A 17,052-nucleotide genomic window follows, 5' to 3' on the forward strand; every position below is an offset into this window, starting at 1 on the left:
ACCCTGGTCACACTCTCCAATAAGGCGAATGGCCGGGCATCATCAGTTGATGCCCAGTCATACGATGATATAGTATTGACGCACAAGTTATATCCATGCGCCGCCTAGCGGATTCTCGCTCATTCGAACGGATAGACGCCTCCCATGCCTGCGATCAAGAGAATTAGGCTTTGCCGAATCTTTGCTCCAAAATCGCTCCTCCTCGCGCTTTGTATACTCTTGCCCCTTTCGGTGCACGCGGCCTCGGCTAAAACCTGCATCGCGCCGCAGCGACCATTTGTGCCGAATGACGCCCGGGATGCCCAGGATTACGCCGACTTCATCCGCCGCGACTTCGATCTCTACTTCCGCGATATCCAGTCCTACCTGCGCTGCCTGGACGAGGAACGGGCCCGAGCCTTTGCGGAGGCCCGAGACGTGAGCCAGGAGTACGGCCGCTTCGTCCAGACAGCGGGCGACTGACTGTCCCAATAAGTGAGAACCGTCATCTTGCACGCCACCGCAGGATGGCCGCGACGTTGCTATCGTTCGTGAGCACAAACTATCTACTTTTTAGATAATCTGCAAACTGGATTAGCCCCGTCGCAAGAGGCATGTGACGCGTGGCAAAGACAATCAGGAGTTCCGGGCATGAAGCACTCCGCGACGCATTGGTCGCGGCGCGGAAAGCGGCTGGCCTGACGCAGGAGCAGCTCGCCGACCGGCTCAAGTGCCACCAATCCTTCGTGGCCCGGGTCGAGAGCGGTGAGCGTCGGATCGACGTGATCGAGCTGATCGTCTTGGCGCGGGCCATGGAGGTAGACGCGTCGACGTTGCTTGCCAAGGCCGAAGGCGCCACGGACGCGGATCATCGGATCTGATGCTCCGGCCACGAAAGCTGTTAGTAGTTGACCTGCTCGAAGCCGTAGTTGCCCTCGTAGTCTCGCCAGTCGACGAAGACGGATCTGTGGTAGAGTTCCGGGCAGTTCATGCCCCAGGTCTCCAGGCCGACATGGGCTGCGGGCAGGGCTTCTGGCGAGGATCTTGCCCAGGAGAATGCGCCTTGGGTGCTATAGCTCCCGAGGTAGACTGCTGCCGATCTCACGCACCCTGCCTCACTCGCGTCGTACTGACCCACGTAACGGACATCATAGACACGGATCGAACGGACGAAGTTGAACTCCGGGCCGCTGATGTCGATGTCGGCGCCTTGAGCGAGCTGCTGCGCAAAACCTTCCGGGAGTCGCCGGTCTTTAAGTTCGCCCGCGTCGTGTGGATGTTGGGGTGAAAGCTTGCGGCTCAAGATTGCTGGACCCGGCGCAGGCATGTTCGGAGCGGATCGGTCAAACACGGCGTCATACAGGCGGGCGAGGGGGCCTTCGTCACTGTTCTTTGGATAGGCTGCGCCCATGGGGCACCGCCAGATCTGAAGAGGAGGCTCGATTGGCCATGGGGTGATCCGCCGGATGAATTCCGCCCGCGCACGGGCAGAGGGCTTTGACGCAGGCCAGCCACCGGACAGACAGAGCAAAATGGCACAGTCGATCGGATAGCTTTGAGCAGCGGCTGTGGTCCCGCTCCAGGGACCGATCCCAAGGCCAAGAGCGGCAACGAGAGGAGCGAGGCGTTTGCGCATGTCTTGGTCTCCGGAGCTACTGACGATTCCTAACCATACTCCAACAATACTATATTAATGTATACTTTGATATAGCATGTGTCGCGCGAGCCTTGGTAGGCTATGCATCTGACGCGCGCTCAGAAAGTGCTTTCAGCAAATCGGTCACGTCGTCGGATGTCACAGTCATGGCCTGGTCAAGCACGCCCTTCGGTAGGGGAGGGTCGATGAACTTTGGCGGGACGCGGCGGTCGAGCCAAAGGATTGAGAGTTCCGAGGTATTCCAGACATAAACCCATGCGAGCGTGTGGTCGGGGTCAGTGCCGATCAGGCGAGCAAGCGGTGCCGCCTCTGACTTGGCCACTTTCATCGCAGCGGACCCCGGTTTAGGCCTTCTACTGGAGCCGCCCTGCCGGAAATTTCTGGGTCAGCTAGCGCCGGTGTTTGCTGATACCTGGATTGGCCGGCTTGGGCTTTGCGGGGAAGTGATGCAGACAGATAGAGATGGCGCATCGGAAAACACTCATTGGTTGAATAATTAGGGCAATAACTCGCCTAACGAAGCTCTACTTTTGACTACGAGTTGAATCGACCGCGCGCAAGCTGGAATGACGCCATTTAGCGTCTGCGCGGTAATCCGCCGTTGTGGAGGTCGACATGGCAGGCGTCGGGACACGTAGCAGCGCGTCTGTGATGGCGCCGGGCTCTTCGCGAACATGTTCGAGCAATGGGAAGCGGCTCAGTTTGGTGGGGCGGCGATTGCAGGGCCGCGGCCGAGGGATCGTCCCGTAAAAGGGGTTCGCTGACCCGACGAGTTTCGGCCCGTACTGATCGCCAATCTGTCGGCTGTGTACATGAATCTTGTTGTGACCCGGCACTTCTGTAACACTTCACACGAGCGTTTGAGATGCCCCAAGAGGCCTTCTGGTGCTCTATCAAAATGAGTTGCAGGGCACCGTATGTCTCAGATCAACGCCATCATCGACGCGCTGGATGTGCTGGAGACAAATGTGCTCCTTGGACACGTTCGTCACATCGATATTGAGACATTGAATGGCTTGGTGAGAAAGGGGCTTCTGACCAAATTGGATCCCGAGATGACAAAGGCGTTTGGTCGCGATCATGCGCAGACCGCACTAGGGCGACGCGTGACAGACGCTTTGCATCAGCGATAAATCTGCTCTGGCGATGAGCCTGCGCGGCTGGGAGGTGGCGTTGCGATATCGAAGGTTCTGACGAAAAAGGACCGCCAGGCATTTGCGACTGGCAGTCCCAGAATCGAAGGAAAATAGTTCACTCACATCGGCGATCGTAGGTGGTGGATGACCTCACGGCAAGAGTTGAGCATGGTGTCGATACGCGAGAACTCCGGGCCCTTGATACTGACTCAAGGCATGGTCCTATTCGTCATAGTAGCTCTTCAGGCTCGCACGCGACCGAAGCTGTTCAGGACGGTAGCGTTTGACCGTTCCACTTTGGGCAACCGCGGAGGCTTTGAGCCTTTCTTCGACGGACGGATGCAGCGGAAAATCGTCGCCAACCTCCCTGACCTTCTTCTTCCACGGAATTCGGATCGGCCCAAACGCGACCATGGCATCTTCACTGTGCTGAAGGCCCAAGGGATCCGGTGACCTGTTGAGCATGTGTTCGTTGATCTGGATCGACGGGACGCATTCCCGGAGCTCTTCGACCATCCAGTCCAGCGCGATATCGCTCAGTCGGCTTTCCGCTTCGGGATAGCTGCCGCCGATATCGCTGTGACACCCTGGGAACCAGACCTGCTTGAGCCATTCAGGGCGTCGGTCCTTGGTTTCGATCGCGGCTTGTTTCGACGCCCATCCGACCCTTGGAAAATCCGCCCTGTCTTCGTCGATTGCCATGGCGTGCCGAGCGTGCTGGACGTCCGGGTCGAGCCACATGTCGTAGTTTCGCTTGTTCCAGGCAGCGAAGTGCCCAGTCCTCAAGATCTGGGGCCAGTCTGTTGGGCGCCAAAGACGTAGCCGGTGGTCTCTATCCTCCGAGAAAAACTTGAAATTGTCGACGAGGAGCTGACCGAGTTGCCAAAGCAGGGCCGCGAGCAGACCGCCGAGCGGAAGAACGACGATCCAGCTCCAGTCTCGAACCATGCCGAAAACGAAAGCGACCGCAGTAGCCACCGTGACGCTGACCTGCCACGGGATTTTTCCTCCACCGTCGATTAGAGTCCGGCCTATCTTGAGGACGGACAATGAAGCGAACGAGATTCACGGACGAACAGATCATCGGCATCCTGAGCGAGCACGAGGCTGGTGCGAAGTGCGCTGACCTGTGCCGCAAGCACGGCATGTCCGAAGGCACCTTCTACAACTGGAAGGCCAAGTTCGGCGGCATGACGGTGTCAGAGGCCAAGCGGCTGAAGGCGCTGGAGGATGAGAACGCGAAGCTGAAGAAGCTGCTGGCCGAGCAAATGCTGGATCTGGCTGCGATGAAGGATCTGGTTTCAAAAAAGTGGTAGGGCCCGCCGTGAAGCGTGAAGCCGTCGCGTATCTTCGGGCCGAGCATGGCCTGTCGGAGCGGCGGGCCTGCCATATCGTCGGCGCGGATCGAACGATGATACGCTACCGATCTCGGCGTGCCCCGGACACGGTTCTGCGCGGTCGGTTGCGGGACCTGGCCCACGAGCGGCGGCGGTTCGGTTACCGACGCCTGTTCGTCCTGCTGCGCCGCGAGGGTGAGCCCTCGGGGATCAACCGGATCTATCGGCTCTACCGCGAGGAGGGGCTGACGGTGCGCAAGCGGAAGGCCCGGCGCAAGGCTGTCGGGACGCGAGCCCCGATCCTGGTCGAGGCGCGGCCCAATGCGCGCTGGTCGCTGGATTTCGTCCATGACCAATTCGCCAATGGCCAGCGCTTCCGGGTTCTCAACGTGGTCGACGACGTCACCCGTGAATGTCTCGCGGCAATACCGGACACCTCGATATCGGGGCGCCGCGTGGCACGTGAACTGACGGCCCTGATCGAACGCCGTGGCAAACCAGGAATGATTGTCAGCGACAACGGCACGGAACTGACCTCCAACGCCATCCTGCGGTGGTGTTCCGAGCACCGGATCGAATGGCACTACATCGCGCCAGGCAAGCCGATGCAGAACGGCTTCGTAGAGAGTTTCAACGGCCGGATGCGGGATGAACTGCTCAACGAGACCATGTTCCGGAACTTGGCCCACGCGCGGATCGTGATTGCCGCTTGGGCTGCCGACTACAATACAGAACGCCCGCATTCGGCCTTGGACTACCAGACCCCGGCTGACTACGCACGGGCCCTGACCACCGCAATCGCCCGCCCCGCTGCGCGAGATGAAAGCTCCGCGCGTCGGGCGATTGCTAAACCTGCGCCGATCGGCGTAAACACCAACCGGGCTCCGGTCGCGGCTGGATGAAAGTTCAGTGGCAGGTCAACGCCCCACACGAGGGATCTGACCACGGCGGTCCTCAGCGAGGCGACGGTATCGAAAACCCCGATGAAATAGGGCTGCACATTCCCCTGGTTGTCGTCACCCTCCAATGGGAAACTCGAGTACTTCTGGCGAAATCTCCGACCGAGTTCTTCTCTCCGATCAAAGAACGGTTTCTTCCCTCGCGGCTTACCGGCTCCGTGATTGTAGACGAATTTGACCGCGTCCGTGGCAATCTTGCGCAGCCGGGGTCCGTGGCGCGGGATCGCGCTGCCGTCCGGCATCTGGGTCGGCACGCCGCACAGGTTCATCACATTGGCCAAGGCCCGGACTGTGTACGCTCCGCGTGAGAACCCGAAGAGGTGGACGCGGTCGCCGGGCTCGTAGTGCGCGATGATCTGCTCGTAGCAGTCGATGATGTTACGGTCGATGCCAGTGCCGACCGCACTTTCGAGGACAGGTTTGATCCGTCCGAAGATGCCGCCGGACTCGCCGGTCCCAAGGCCCGGATCGTAGAACGCAACCTGATCCTTCGGACTTATCGGCGAGTCAGGACCCGGTCGCATTGCGCGGTAGAGCTTGTACACGTTGGACAGGCGTTGATCAGGCCGAGCGCCGCCCAACTGCCCCGTGCCATCGGAAAAGATGCAAATATTCTTGGGCATTGTGGCCTCCGTGTCGTTCTAAGTCCCAGGTCAGGGCCGCTCGAGGAAATTCATCGGTACACAAGCAATCCGCCAGAACATTTCGACCGCGACTCGAACTAAAGTAGAACATACTAGAAACATCTGAGTCTACCTGATATTGTAGGATCATGAAGATCGCGCCCAATATGTTCGATGATGCCGTAGAATGCGCCTGTGGCCCGGCGCAGGTTGACCTGCGTCGCATCGATCCGTCCATGAACATGAGGCGGTTCTACAGGATGAGCCTGCAGCCGGATCTGTTCGGTGGCGTCGATCTAATTCGAGAGTGGGGCAGGATCGGCCGACGCGGTCAGTTCCTGGTGGAGAAGCACTCCGACGAGCCCGAGGCCGTCGCAGCCATGCTGGCTCTGGAAAGGGTCAAGCGGAAACGGGGGTACAATCGGGATTGAAACCCCCCGCTAGGGTGCACCTCACCGACGAATTAGCAGACCTTGTCCTTGCCACACGGCTTGAGGAACAAAGGAGCAGCACATAAATTTGGATAGGTCCGGACGGAAACGCCTCCCGTTTCCAAACCGGCCTACCTCCCTGTTCGACTTTGGCCGAGCTTGGCTCGGCCTTTTTCTTGCTGGTGATTGCAGAGGCGATCGGGTCGGATGTCGTGGTGGGCGGAAAGTGTGAATTCGCTGCATCTGCGAAGGTTCTCTGCCGAGAATACAGAAGCGGCCATCCACCACATTTATCAAACGCCACCCGGCCGTGACTCCTTTCGCAGCAGAAATCAGGGCAGTCTGCTTCAAGCTGATATCTCTACGTGGGCCGCACTCCGCTTTCACTTAACTGGCAGAGCCGTCCGGAACGCGTTTGTCGACAATCGTCTGCAAGAGGTCCGCGACCCCTTTACCGTTTAGGTGGAGACCGATCTCATCGAGAGGCTTGTCTTCCGAGGCGGTCTGCGATCCCCAGTTGAAGCTCGTCACCACGATGTCGTCATGATCCCAGAGCAGAGCCTTTCCGTGCAGCATGGCATGCTTGCTTTGGATTCTTCTAAGGTCGATACCCCCGCCGGCCATCTCCCCGGCGGCGCGCACGTCGCGCTTCTTCACTTCACCGGAAGGCACTGAGTAGAGCGCCTGAACCGTCTCAATGCGCTCCGACGCCACCTGTGCCGGATCGAAGACATTCTGGATCATGGGCGACCCCATCCGGTGTGTCATCACCATGAGGCGTTCCTTCGCAACATGAGCGGCGCGCCGAAGCAGCGGCAGGTGATCGGGCGCGGGGAGGATGCGAAGCGTTACCGGGATTGCATCTTCTGTCGGGTCGGCGTCGAGCAGCCGTCCGGGCTTCAGCCTCAGCGCTGTCCGCATGGCATGCATGGCATCGCGCGAGTCGCGGGAGGTCGGCACCGCTGCGGTTATGGCCCCGAAGAGTTCGAGGCAGGCGGCGACAGAGCGGTCGCGCAGCTCGATCGAGAGCTCGTGGGCGCGGAAAGGCGACTGGAGCCAGTTGCATGACCCCAGCATTGCACGAGCGCCATCGCTGCCGTCGTCAGCTACGAGGATCTTTGCGTGGCTATGCACCGGTTCGAGATGAGTTGCGACGCCCGCGCCGGCCGCCCGCAACCTGGTCTGGAGCTCCGCCATCGCTCGCGTGTGCTTGCCCTCTTCGTCGAGAGAAGAGCCGAAGAAAAGGTGGGCCCGGACCCCACGCCGGACGGCACGCTCCAAGGCGGCCCAGACACGATCCTGCCCATGCCGAGCTTTCTCGTCGTCCTGCGCGGCGACGAAGGTCGAGAGCACGAAGACATCGCTGCGCGCTGCATCCACAACATTCTCGAGGCGGTCGAGGTGATCGCCGCCGCCAAACAGGATCTGTTCCGGCGCCAAAGTCGTCTCGATCGGTGCATCGAGACAAGCGGGGCGCGCCGGCTGACTGGGTTGGGCGGCTGGAAGACGACCGGAGGCGAGATGTTCGCGCACCGCCGCACGCAGAGCGTCGCTCGCGCCTTCGGGAAGCGCACCCTCCCGTGCGCGGTCGAGATCAAGGTGGATGAACCGCTTCTCGAACACGGAATGGTTGGCGCGCACCATGGCGAAGACCTCGCCGGGACGCAGCGACGAACTCAACAGATGGCGCACGCGCTCTTCCATGGACGAGTCGGTTTCAACCTCGTCGTCGTTCGGAAAGTCGACGATCGTCGCCCCTTTCGGGATTTTCTTCACCGGCTTGATCACCACCTCGCGACGGCGAAACACCGAGCCACCCAGCTTGTCGAAGACGAGGCTTACCGTCATCTCGCGGCGCTGCGCCCGTTCAGGGAGCGATCGGCCGGCCAGCAGATGGGCGCGCGCAGCATCTGTCATCGCAAGTGCAGGCTCGGGCGCGATGCGAACCTCGATCAACCCGAACCGCATCAGCCGGCTCACTGCCGCTTCTGCCACCTGACGGGGAATACCAAGCTCAACTGCCACCGAGGCGCTGGTCCCGGGCTTCTCACGCAAGGCGAGAAGCACCTCCTCTTCGACGGGGCTCCAGCCCCATCGACGCTCGATGATGGCACGCGCACGATACCAGACCGCTGGGATCAACAGCGTCATTGAACCACCTTCCCGTCCTCACCGCAGGCGATGATCGACGCCGTGGGCGTCATGTCCGGATCGTCCGGCGCCACCATCAGGTCGATCCGTCGCATCAAGGCCCCGAGGAACTCGAGGTCGTGTCCGGACCCGCGACCGGGTTCGGACCATTTGACCGCGTTTTTGAGGAAGCCGGTTGATGTTACGAGCACGAGCTTGTGCTTGGCACGGCTGAGCAACACGTTCATGCGCCTGCGGTCGCCGAGGATGCCGAGGGCATGCCGGCCCATCTTCTGGTTGTTGCGCACGGTGCTCACGACCACCAGGTCGGCCTCGCCTCCCTGGAAGCTGTCGATCGTCTGAACGAACACACCGTCGCCTTTGGGGCTGGCGAAGCCATTCAGGAGCCCGGTCTCATGGTCGACGCGCGAAGCTACACGCGCCTGGAGGATGCGGCACTGCGCCGTGTAGGGCGATAGGATCGCGAGCGTTGGCGCACAACCTCGCGCGGCTGCTGCGGGCCGGCCTGCATGTCACCGTCAACTCCGACGACCCGCCCTATTTCGGCGGCTACGTGAACGAAAACTATCGCCAGTGCGCCGCCGCGCTGGACCTCACCGCGGCCGAGCTGATCACGCTGGCCCGCAATTCGATCACCGCCGCCTTCCTGCCCGAGGCCGACAAGGCGGCCCATCTCGCCCGGATCGACGCCGTCGTCCGGGAGGCAGAGAACCCCGTGGCGCCCTAGCACGCGCCCGACAGCGCCCCCCGGGGCATCGAGACATCCGTGGAACGGATCAGGCCCCGCGCGGGCCAACGAAGGAGTATTGCGTCGTGACCCTGTTGAAACCCCTGAGTCCCGAGGCGGGCGTCGCCCTTTCGGCCACCGGCTGGGAGGCGCTCGTGGCGCCCCGATCCATCGCGCTGATCGGCGCCAGCGGGCGGGCCAGCAGCGTGAGCTTCACCTCGCGCCTCGTGGCCACGAACGAGGCGCTCGGCTTCGGTGGCTCGCTCTACATGATCAACCCGAAGCGGGACGAGATCTTTGGCCTCAAGGCTTGGGATAATGTGGCGGAACTGGCCGAGGCGCCGGATGTCACCGCGATCAACCTGCCCGGCGAGATGGTGCTCGACGCCGCCCGGGACGCCATCGCGGCGGGGACGAAAGCGCTGATGATCCACTCCGGCGGCTTCGGCGAACGCGGCGCGGATGGCGAGGCGCGCGAGGCCGAACTCAAGGCCCTCTGCGCCGAGGCCGGGGTCGCGGCGCTCGGGCCCAACTGCCTGGGGATCATGAGCCTGACGCGCAAGGCGTCGGTGTCGTCGTTCAAGGCGGGCAAGCTGGGGCAGGGGCCTCTGGCGTTGATCAGCCAGAGCGGGTCGGTCGCCAGCATCCTCATGCAGATCGCCCAGCCCTTCGGCGCCTCGCTGGTGGCCTCCACCGGGAACGAGGCGGTGACCACCGCCGAGGACCTGATGCATCACGCCATCGAGGATCCGGATACGCGGATCATCGTCGGCTTCGTCGAGGCGCTGCGCCGTCCGGAACAGTTGTTCGGCCTCGCCTGGAAGGCGCGTGCCGCGGGCAAGCCGATCATTCTGCTCAAGGCCGGTCTGACCGCGAAGGGCGGTGAGGTCTCGCGCGGGCATACCGGGGCTCTGGCCGGGTCGGGCGAGGTGTACCGGCAGGCCCTGGCGCAGGCCGGGATCGTCATGGCCGAGGATTTCGAGGAGCTGGCCCAGATGGTCGAACTCTTCGCGACGCTGAAGGTCTATCCAACGGGCGGCCGCCTCGGGATGCTCTCGACCTCGGGCGGCGAGCTGGGCAATGTCACCGACCTCTGCGAAGCGGCGGGCGTGGACCTGCCGCCGCTCTCCGAGGCGACGCTGGCGACGCTGCAGGAGCGGCTGGCGCTGCCCGAAGACGTTCTGCCCCGCAACCCGGTCGACGTCGGCACCGGCTTCGCATTCGCAGGCACCTACGAGGAGCGGATGAGCGGGGCGATCGACGCGGTGGCCTCTGATCCGTCCGTCGACATCGTGACCTTCGTGCAGGGCGTTCACCGTGACAGCGAGGACATGAGCCTCTCGCTCAACCACGAGATCTGCAAGGCGGCGGCGAAGGAGGCCGGTCGGCAGTCGAAACCGATGGTCTTCCTGCCGACGCAGGTCACCCCGCCGGACGAGACGATCGCCGCCCTGCTGCGCGGCGCCGGGATCCCGATCCTGCGCGGCATCCGGCCGGGGCTGGCCGCGCTGCGCGCCCTCAACGCCTACATGGCCACGGCGGAGGCGCCCGAGAGCGCGGACACGCTCGCCGTGAGCACCGAGACGCTGTCGCCCTGGCCTGACGGCACCGTGCCGCAGGCGCGGCTCTTTCCGGCACTGGCCGCTGCGGGACTCCCGGTCACGCGCTCCCTGCGGGCGACCGATCCCACGCTGTCCGAGGCCGCGGTCGCCGACCTGGGACGGGCGGTGATGAAGATCGACACCCCCCGCGCGGTCCACAAGAGCGACATCGGGGGCGTGGCCCTGAACGTCACTCAGGATATCGCGGCCGAAACTTACCAGCGGCTCTGCGCCGCGCTGACGCCACCGGTCGGCACGGAGCCCGGCGAGGGCGTCTTCGTGGCCGAACAGCTTGACGGCGGGACGGAGTTCTATGTCGGCGCCAAGCGCGACGCGACCTTCGGTACGGTGGTGGTCTGCGGCATGGGCGGGCGGATGCTCGAACTGATGGAGCGCACGGCCCTGCTGGTCTGCCCCTTCACCGAGGCCGACGCCCTTGCCGCCATCGACCGCAGCGGGGCCGGGCGGTTTCTCGATGGGTTCCGCGGCGACCCGGTGTCGGACCGCGAAGCGCTTGCCCGGCTGATCGTGACCGTCGGGCGCATCGCCTCGGGTTTCGGCGCGCGGCTGGAAACGCTCGACCTCAACCCGGTGATCGTCACACACGACCGCCCCGGCGGCTGCATCGCCGATGCCCGCCTGATCCTGACCGGAGACACAGACACATGACAGATTACCGATATATCACTGCCGAATTGGGTGGCGAGGTCGCCCGGCTGACCCTGAACAGGCCCGAGAAACGCAACGCGCTGAGGGACGAGACCAACCTCGAACTTCAGGACGCCCTGGCAAAGATCGCCGCCACGCCGGAAACGCGGGTTGTGATCCTGTCCGGCGCGGGCAAGGCCTTCTGCGCCGGCTACGACGTGAGCGAGGGCCCGGACATGCCCGAACGCACGCCGCCCTACTGGCGCTATCACTTCCGGCTGGCCTATGGGACGCTGATCGCGATCTGGCGGCTGCCACAGCCGGTGATCGCCCAGGTCCAGGGGGCCTGCATGGGGGGTGGTCTGGCGCTCGCAATGGCATCGGACGTCGTCTATGCCGGCGACAGCGCCTTTTTCGGCGATGCCGAGATCAAGTTCGGCGGCGGCGGAAACATGTTCCCGATCCTGCAGAACCTCATCGGCCCCAAGGTGCTGAGCGAGCTGATGTTGACCGGGCGCTCGATGTCGGCCGACGAGGCCTGGCGCCGGGGAATGATCAACGAGGTGACTCCCGACGCCGATCTCGCCGCACGGGTGGACCAGGTGGCCGCGCATATGTGCCTGCTGCCCGAAGGGACGCTGGTGAAAAACAAGGCGGCGACCCGACGGCAGATGGAGGCTTCGGGCCTCGCCACCTTGCTGGCGGCTTCGGAGGACTCGAGTGTTCTGGGGCTCAGCACTGCCGAGCCCAATGAATTCGTCAAGATATCGCGCGAACGTGGCGTCTCTGCCGCTCTGACCTGGCAGAAGGACCGGTTCGCCAAAGTGGGAGCCTACGGATGACGACCATGGAAACCAACCCGGCCACCGCCAACAGCACCGAAGCCCGCCGCGCGCGGCTGAGTCGAAGGCGCCGTGCCGCCATGATCGGACGGTTGCGGGACTTCGGTATCTGGCTGGCCTCCGCCGTGGTGCTGCTGATCGTCTGGCAATACCTCGTGGTGACGCTGGAGATCTCTCCGGCCGTCTTCCCGACGCCGGTGGCGGTGTGGGACTCGCTCTACGTCAACATGATGGACGGCACCTTCGTGCGTGACCTCTGGTTCACCATGAAGGAGGTGATGATCGGCTTCTTCGGTGGCGCCACCCTGGGCTTCCTGCTGGCCCTGCTGATCTCTGAGTTCCGCCCGGTGCGGGTTCTGCTCTACCCGTACGTGATCGCTTTCCAGTCGGTTCCGAAGACCGCCCTGGCGCCGATGTTCCTGATCTGGTTCGGGTTCGGCATCGAATCCAAGGTGGCGCTCGTGGTCTCCACGGTCTTCTTCCCGGTGCTCGTCAATACGCTGGCGGGCATTGAACGGACAGACCCGGATCAGCTGGACCTGCTGCGTGCCTACTGCGGAAAGCGCGCGCGGGTGTTCATGCGTGTCAAGCTTCCCTCCGCGCTGCCCTCGGTCTTCGCAGGACTGGAGCTCGGGGTCGTGCTGGCGCTCATCATGGCCGTTGTCTCCGAGTTCCTCGGTGCGGTCGGCGGGCTCGGCTACCGCATCATGATCTTCAACACCAACCTCGACATGGCCGGTCAGTTCGCCGCGATCATCGTGCTCTCGATCGTCGGCTACATCCTGCACTTCATCGTCAGGCAGATCGGAGAGCGCGTCGTCTTCTGGGGCCGCGCGAAACAGGGCGCCACCAAGGTGTGAGCCTGCCCCGGGTACGAACAACAAGAACCACTCAAGCCAACAGGAAAGACCAGCAACATGAGACATCTTCCCAAGTCCATCCTTCTTGCCGGCGTCGTCGCGCTGGCCCAGGCAGGGGCCACTCTGGCCGCCGATCTCAAGCCCGTCACTTTCGCCGTCGCCACCGCCGACCTGAACGTCGGCTACCCCTTTGCCACCCTGCCCAAGGCGCTCGGCTATTTCGAGAATGAAGGGCTCGACGTCACCGTCGTTCCCGGCCAGTCCTCGGCGGCGACGGTCCAGCTCCTGCTGACCGGCCGTGCGAATGTCGGCGTCGCCCAGCCCGACCCGGTGATGATCCAGCGCGCCAAGGCGGGCATCCCGCTGGTCTCGGTCTACCCGGTCAGCCGCCGCGGCACGAACCGCTTCATCGTGCGGCCCGACAGCCCGATCCAGACGATCGAGGACCTTAAGGGCAAGACCGTGGGCGTGGGCGATCTCGGCTCAGGTTCGGTCAATTACCTGAAGGCCAAGCTGACTGAGGTCGGCATGTCGATGGACGACGTCAAGCTGCTCGCTACCGGCTACGGCACCCCCGGGCACGAGGCGCTGAAGAACGGCGTCACCGATGCCTCGATCAGTTTCACCGGCGGGATCGCTCGGATGAAGGTTGCAGGCTACGACGTGCGAATGCTTCCCGCACCCGAAGCCGAGAGCAATCAGTACAGCTACAACATGTTCGCGACCGAGGATTACATCGCTGAGAACCCGGACGTCATCAAGGGTGTTGGCCGTGCCATGGCCCGGGCCACCGTCTACCTCAAGAACAATCCCGAAGCCGCGGTGAAGATCTTCTGGGACCAGTATCCCGACCGCGCGCCCAAGGACCGAACCGATCCCGCCGCGATGGAGCGTGACCTTATGATCTTCCTCGCCCAGGTCCGTGACATGGCCGCAGACGAGAAGGCCGACGATTTCGCTTGGGGCAGCCAGGATCCGGAGGTCTATGGCCGGATGCAGGACTACTTGGTCACCGCCGGGCAGATCGACACGCCGATCGAGGTCAGCCGCTATTACGACGACAGCTTCGCCGCCGACTATGTCGACTTCGACCCGGCCCCGATTGCTGCCGCGGCCAAGGCCTACGGCACCAACTGACCTTCCCACTGCCGCGCCGGTGGCGCTCTCTGCGCCGGCGCGGCTCTTTCCACCCACCGAGGGACAGGACCAATGACCCAGGCTGAAGCGATCCGGTTCGACAATGTCGGCCGCAATTTCGAAACCCGCGACGGCGCCACGTTGATGGCGCTGCAATCCGTGAAGCTCGACATCGAGGCGGGCGAGTTCGTTTCGATCCTCGGGCCGTCGGGCTGCGGCAAGACCACTCTGCTGCGGATGGCGGCAGGCTTGCTCAGCCCGAGCTGGGGTTCGGTCCGGCTGGCCGAGGAGGACATCCTCAAGCCGCGCCCGGATTTCGGCATCGTCTTCCAGCAGGCGTTGCTGCTGCCTTGGCTGACGGTGCTCGCCAACGTGCTGCTGCCGGTGGATGTGCAGGGCCGCGACACTGCGCCGTTCCGCGAGCGTGCGCTCGACCTGATCGAGATGGTGGGGTTGAAAGGGTTCGAGGACCGCTACCCGACCGAACTGTCCGGCGGGATGCAGCAGCGCGTCGCGCTGGCGCGCAGCCTGGTCCACGACCCGAAGATCCTGTTGATGGATGAGCCCTTCGCCGCGCTCGACGCGATGACGCGCGAGAACATGGCCGCGGAACTGCTGCGGATCTGGGATGCGAACCGCAAGACCGTGCTCTTCGTAACCCACGGAATCGCGGAAGCGGTGTTCCTGAGCGACCGCGTGGTCGTGATGAGTGCCCGGCCCGGGCGGATTTCGCGGATCGTCGAAATTCCTTTCGGGCGACCGCGATCCCTCGAGCTGATGGCATCGGGTGATCTCCGCGAGACGTTCGAGGAATTGCATTAAGCGGCGGTCGATGATTCCAAGCCATGCACATCTCTCCAGGATCTCCAGAGCATCGAAAGTTGTCGTCCTGCGCAGACGAGGCAGTTGGTGGGCCTCGTCTGCCGGTTCCTGGAACGTGAGCGAACGTTCACTATTGCTAAGTAATTTGTGTGGGCTCAAGGGTCGTTGCGACAGTTTCCTCTATCTCAGTTTCATCATCTCTTCTCTGAATGCTTCGGTTGGCGTACGCCATCCGAGGCACTTCCTGGGGGTTCCGTTCAGGCGGTCGCAAATCGCCCTCATATTGCGATTTGAGAGCGCCGCCACGGGCGTATCCCGTGGCAGGTAGCGCCGCGCCCGCTTGTTCAGGTTCTCGACGGAACCTTTCTGCCAAGGTGCCTGTGGATCGCAGAACCAGACCTCGGTGCCGATACCGGGCTCCAGTTTGCGCCAGTTCCGGAACTCGATCCCGCGGTCAAAAGTGATCGAGCGGCGGGCAGGCTGGGGCAGGGGTTCCATGACCGTCATCAGCCGGTTCATCAGATGTGTCGTGCTCCTGTCGTTGTTGCGGAACAAGACGGCAAAGCGGGTTTTGCGTTCGACCAGAGAGGCGATGTTGGCATTGCCCTGGGCGCGTTCGAAGATCATCAGGTCACCCTCCCATTCGCCGAACGTCTCGCGGGTTTTCACATGATCGGGGCGCTGATGGATCGAGCGGTCCGGCGGGAAAACAAGGCCTCTCGGCCTGCGAGCGTATCGCGGCTGCCGCTTCTTGCGACGGCTGGGCAGGTGGCGTGCCAGTTCTGCCGTCTGGCCGTCGGGGCCGAAGACGTAGGTGTAGATCGTCTCGTGGCTGACGCGCGGTCTCCGGCCTTCAAACTGGAGGCGACCGGCGATCTGCTCTGGCGACCAACCCTCCTTCATCTGAGCTATCACCGCTTTCCGCAGCTCCGGAAACCGGATGAGCTTGCGTCGCCTGGCCCGCCGGTCGCGGGCGGCCTTCTGCGCGACCATGCCATAGTAGCCGTTCAGATACGGCAGCTCATCGTCGGCAAAGCGGTTGCGCTTGATCTCGCGATACACGCTCGACCGATGACGGCCAAGCTCCACCGCAATCTTGCTTACCGGCATCTTCGCATTCAGCATGTCCTCGATCACGCGTCGCTCACGCAGATCCAGTTCCGTGTGGGCCATCTTCCGTCTCCTTGCTTTTCAGCAAGATAGGGGATTTGTCGCAACCCAGTTTAGAATGTGCCCTTGCAACAGAAGTTCAGGCCGGTAAGTCTTATTATGTCAATCGTGAAGCAGCTCGGCACAGGTGCAATGCAGTTCGAGTCCTGATCTGGCGACGAAACTCTTCGCTTATGCGGTCAAAGGGCTCTGATGATGTGACCGCCCCCCGACGGCATCTCTGTGCCAAGGTGGGTCTGCGATGATCCACAAAGGAGGACGGTCATGTCGGAGATTATCACGGTCGGGCTCGATCTGGCGAAGAATGTGTTCCAGGTGCATGGGGCGGACGCCGCAGGCGGTGCGGTGCTACGGAAGAAGCTGCGGCGCACGCAGGTGCTGGGGTTCTTTGAGGCTTTGCCGCCTTGCGTCGTGGCGATGGAAGCCTGTGGTGGTGCACATTACTGGGGTCGAGAGATTGGCAAGCTTGGACATGAGGTCCGGCTGATCCCTCCGGCCTACGTGAAGCCCTTCGTCAAACGGCAGAAGAATGACGCCGCCGACGCCGAGGCGATTTGCGAAGCTGCACAGCGTCCGACGATGCGCTTCGTGTCGGTGAAGAGCGAAGAGACCCAAGGGGCGGCGATGGTGTTCCGCGTGCGCGAGTTACTGATCCGGCAGCGCACCCAGGCGATCAACGCCCTGCGCGGTCACCTTGCCGAGTTCGGGCAGGTTGTGCCGCAGGGCGCTGCCAATGCCTCGAAGCTGATCGCCATCGTCGAAGATCCAGAGAGCGGGTTGCCCGCCGAGGCGACAGCCACCCTGCAGGTTCTGATCGGATCCTTGGCGCACCTCGAGGCGCAGATCGGGAGGCTCGATGCCGAGATCTCACGCTGCGCCAAAGAGAACGAGGTCGCCCGACGGCTGATGACGGTGCCGGGCATCGGCCCGCTGATCGCGACGGCCATCGCGACACTTGCGCCGCCTCCCGAG

The 17,052-nt window shown here is 63.0% G+C and carries 18 protein-coding genes and 1 pseudogene; 12 read left to right on the forward strand and 7 right to left on the reverse strand.

Features of this window, described 5'->3' with window-relative positions; all coding sequences use genetic code 11:
• Positions 1 to 279: 279 nt before the first annotated feature.
• Both OB2597_RS22685 and OB2597_RS01315 read left to right on the forward strand, forming a co-directional pair.
• Positions 280 to 462, forward strand: a complete 183-nt coding sequence (locus OB2597_RS22685; RefSeq protein WP_322786290.1) for a hypothetical protein — start codon at positions 280 to 282, stop codon at positions 460 to 462.
• A gap of 140 nt (positions 463 to 602) precedes the next feature.
• A complete protein-coding gene (locus OB2597_RS01315) occupies positions 603 to 860 on the forward strand; it encodes a helix-turn-helix domain-containing protein (RefSeq protein ID WP_040608795.1) in 258 nt (85 codons plus the stop codon).
• A 20-nt stretch (positions 861 to 880) separates the two neighbouring features.
• On the opposite strand, the gene OB2597_RS01320 is transcribed toward OB2597_RS01315, so the two are convergent.
• Together OB2597_RS01320 and OB2597_RS01325 are read right to left on the reverse strand one after the other, a co-directional pair.
• On the reverse strand, positions 881 to 1,615 hold the full coding sequence (locus tag OB2597_RS01320) for a hypothetical protein (RefSeq protein WP_084658477.1): 735 nt from the start codon (positions 1,613 to 1,615) through the stop codon (positions 881 to 883).
• A gap of 100 nt (positions 1,616 to 1,715) precedes the next feature.
• Entirely contained in the window at positions 1,716 to 1,964 is a 249-nt protein-coding gene (locus OB2597_RS01325) for a hypothetical protein (RefSeq protein WP_009803701.1), read from the reverse strand.
• A 589-nt stretch (positions 1,965 to 2,553) separates the two neighbouring features.
• Here OB2597_RS01325 and OB2597_RS01330 point away from each other — a divergent pair.
• The gene (locus OB2597_RS01330; RefSeq protein WP_009803702.1) at positions 2,554 to 2,769 is read left to right on the forward strand and encodes a hypothetical protein; all 216 of its coding nucleotides are present in this window, start codon (positions 2,554 to 2,556) and stop codon (positions 2,767 to 2,769) included.
• Positions 2,770 to 2,994: 225 nt separating this feature from the next.
• Here OB2597_RS01330 and OB2597_RS01335 read toward each other — a convergent pair whose 3' ends face one another.
• On the reverse strand, positions 2,995 to 3,750 hold the full coding sequence (locus tag OB2597_RS01335) for a phospholipase effector Tle1 domain-containing protein (protein ID WP_238529688.1): 756 nt from the start codon (positions 3,748 to 3,750) through the stop codon (positions 2,995 to 2,997).
• Between the two features lie 71 nt (positions 3,751 to 3,821).
• Here OB2597_RS01335 and OB2597_RS01345 point away from each other — a divergent pair.
• Positions 3,822 to 5,011 (forward strand): IS3-like element ISOba1 family transposase gene (locus OB2597_RS01345; protein ID WP_086000820.1). Its coding sequence is split into 2 segments (ribosomal slippage): positions 3,822 to 4,074 and positions 4,074 to 5,011, totalling 1,191 coding nucleotides; the frame shifts between segments, so codons are not numbered across the junction.
• A gap of 56 nt (positions 5,012 to 5,067) precedes the next feature.
• Here the strand turns inward: OB2597_RS01345 and OB2597_RS21175 are convergent.
• Positions 5,068 to 5,691: pseudogene (locus tag OB2597_RS21175) on the reverse strand (phospholipase effector Tle1 domain-containing protein); the annotation flags it as partial.
• A 149-nt stretch (positions 5,692 to 5,840) separates the two neighbouring features.
• Here OB2597_RS21175 and OB2597_RS01350 point away from each other — a divergent pair.
• Positions 5,841 to 6,122: a WGR domain-containing protein gene (locus OB2597_RS01350; RefSeq protein WP_009803704.1), complete on the forward strand. Its 282-nt coding sequence runs from the start codon at positions 5,841 to 5,843 to the stop codon at positions 6,120 to 6,122.
• Between the two features lie 387 nt (positions 6,123 to 6,509).
• Here OB2597_RS01350 and OB2597_RS01355 read toward each other — a convergent pair whose 3' ends face one another.
• Together OB2597_RS01355 and OB2597_RS01360 are read right to left on the reverse strand one after the other, a co-directional pair.
• A complete protein-coding gene (locus tag OB2597_RS01355) occupies positions 6,510 to 8,273 on the reverse strand; it encodes a phospholipase D-like domain-containing protein (RefSeq protein WP_009803705.1) in 1,764 nt (587 codons plus the stop codon).
• Positions 8,270 to 8,734 (reverse strand): C-terminal helicase domain-containing protein, encoded by a 465-nt coding sequence (locus tag OB2597_RS01360; protein ID WP_084658483.1) that lies wholly within the window; start codon positions 8,732 to 8,734, stop codon positions 8,270 to 8,272. Before OB2597_RS01360 ends, OB2597_RS01355 begins: the two co-directional genes overlap by 4 nt.
• A gap of 8 nt (positions 8,735 to 8,742) precedes the next feature.
• Between OB2597_RS01360 and OB2597_RS01365 the strand changes: the two genes are divergently transcribed.
• From OB2597_RS01365 to OB2597_RS01390, 6 genes are all read left to right on the forward strand, one after another.
• Positions 8,743 to 9,000 (forward strand): amidohydrolase family protein, encoded by a 258-nt coding sequence (locus OB2597_RS01365; RefSeq protein WP_009803707.1) that lies wholly within the window; start codon positions 8,743 to 8,745, stop codon positions 8,998 to 9,000.
• Between the two features lie 86 nt (positions 9,001 to 9,086).
• Complete coding sequence (locus OB2597_RS01370) at positions 9,087 to 11,270, forward strand: acetate--CoA ligase family protein (RefSeq protein ID WP_009803708.1); 2,184 nt, start codon at positions 9,087 to 9,089, stop codon at positions 11,268 to 11,270.
• Positions 11,267 to 12,091: an enoyl-CoA hydratase/isomerase family protein gene (locus OB2597_RS01375; protein WP_009803709.1), complete on the forward strand. Its 825-nt coding sequence runs from the start codon at positions 11,267 to 11,269 to the stop codon at positions 12,089 to 12,091. The genes OB2597_RS01370 and OB2597_RS01375 overlap by 4 nt, the downstream gene beginning before the upstream one ends.
• Positions 12,088 to 12,951: an ABC transporter permease gene (locus OB2597_RS01380; protein ID WP_009803710.1), complete on the forward strand. Its 864-nt coding sequence runs from the start codon at positions 12,088 to 12,090 to the stop codon at positions 12,949 to 12,951. The genes OB2597_RS01375 and OB2597_RS01380 overlap by 4 nt, the downstream gene beginning before the upstream one ends.
• Positions 12,952 to 13,008: 57 nt before the next feature.
• Positions 13,009 to 14,088 carry an ABC transporter substrate-binding protein gene (locus tag OB2597_RS01385; protein ID WP_009803711.1) on the forward strand — a complete coding sequence of 360 codons (1,080 nt, stop codon included), beginning with the start codon at positions 13,009 to 13,011 and terminating at the stop codon, positions 14,086 to 14,088.
• A 72-nt stretch (positions 14,089 to 14,160) separates the two neighbouring features.
• Positions 14,161 to 14,910, forward strand: coding sequence for an ABC transporter ATP-binding protein (locus OB2597_RS01390; protein ID WP_009803712.1), 750 nt, complete (start codon positions 14,161 to 14,163; stop codon positions 14,908 to 14,910).
• Positions 14,911 to 15,090: 180 nt separating this feature from the next.
• Here OB2597_RS01390 and OB2597_RS01395 read toward each other — a convergent pair whose 3' ends face one another.
• Positions 15,091 to 16,083: an IS30 family transposase gene (locus OB2597_RS01395; protein WP_009803713.1), complete on the reverse strand. Its 993-nt coding sequence runs from the start codon at positions 16,081 to 16,083 to the stop codon at positions 15,091 to 15,093.
• Positions 16,084 to 16,344: 261 nt separating this feature from the next.
• On the opposite strand from OB2597_RS01395, the gene OB2597_RS01400 reads away from it, so the two are divergent.
• A partial coding sequence (locus OB2597_RS01400) for an IS110 family RNA-guided transposase (protein ID WP_009803714.1) occupies positions 16,345 to 17,052 on the forward strand: 708 nt, incomplete at its 3' end.

The sequence above is a fragment of the Pseudooceanicola batsensis HTCC2597 genome (genome assembly GCF_000152725.1).
GTDB classification, from domain to species: domain Bacteria; phylum Pseudomonadota; class Alphaproteobacteria; order Rhodobacterales; family Rhodobacteraceae; genus Pseudooceanicola; species Pseudooceanicola batsensis.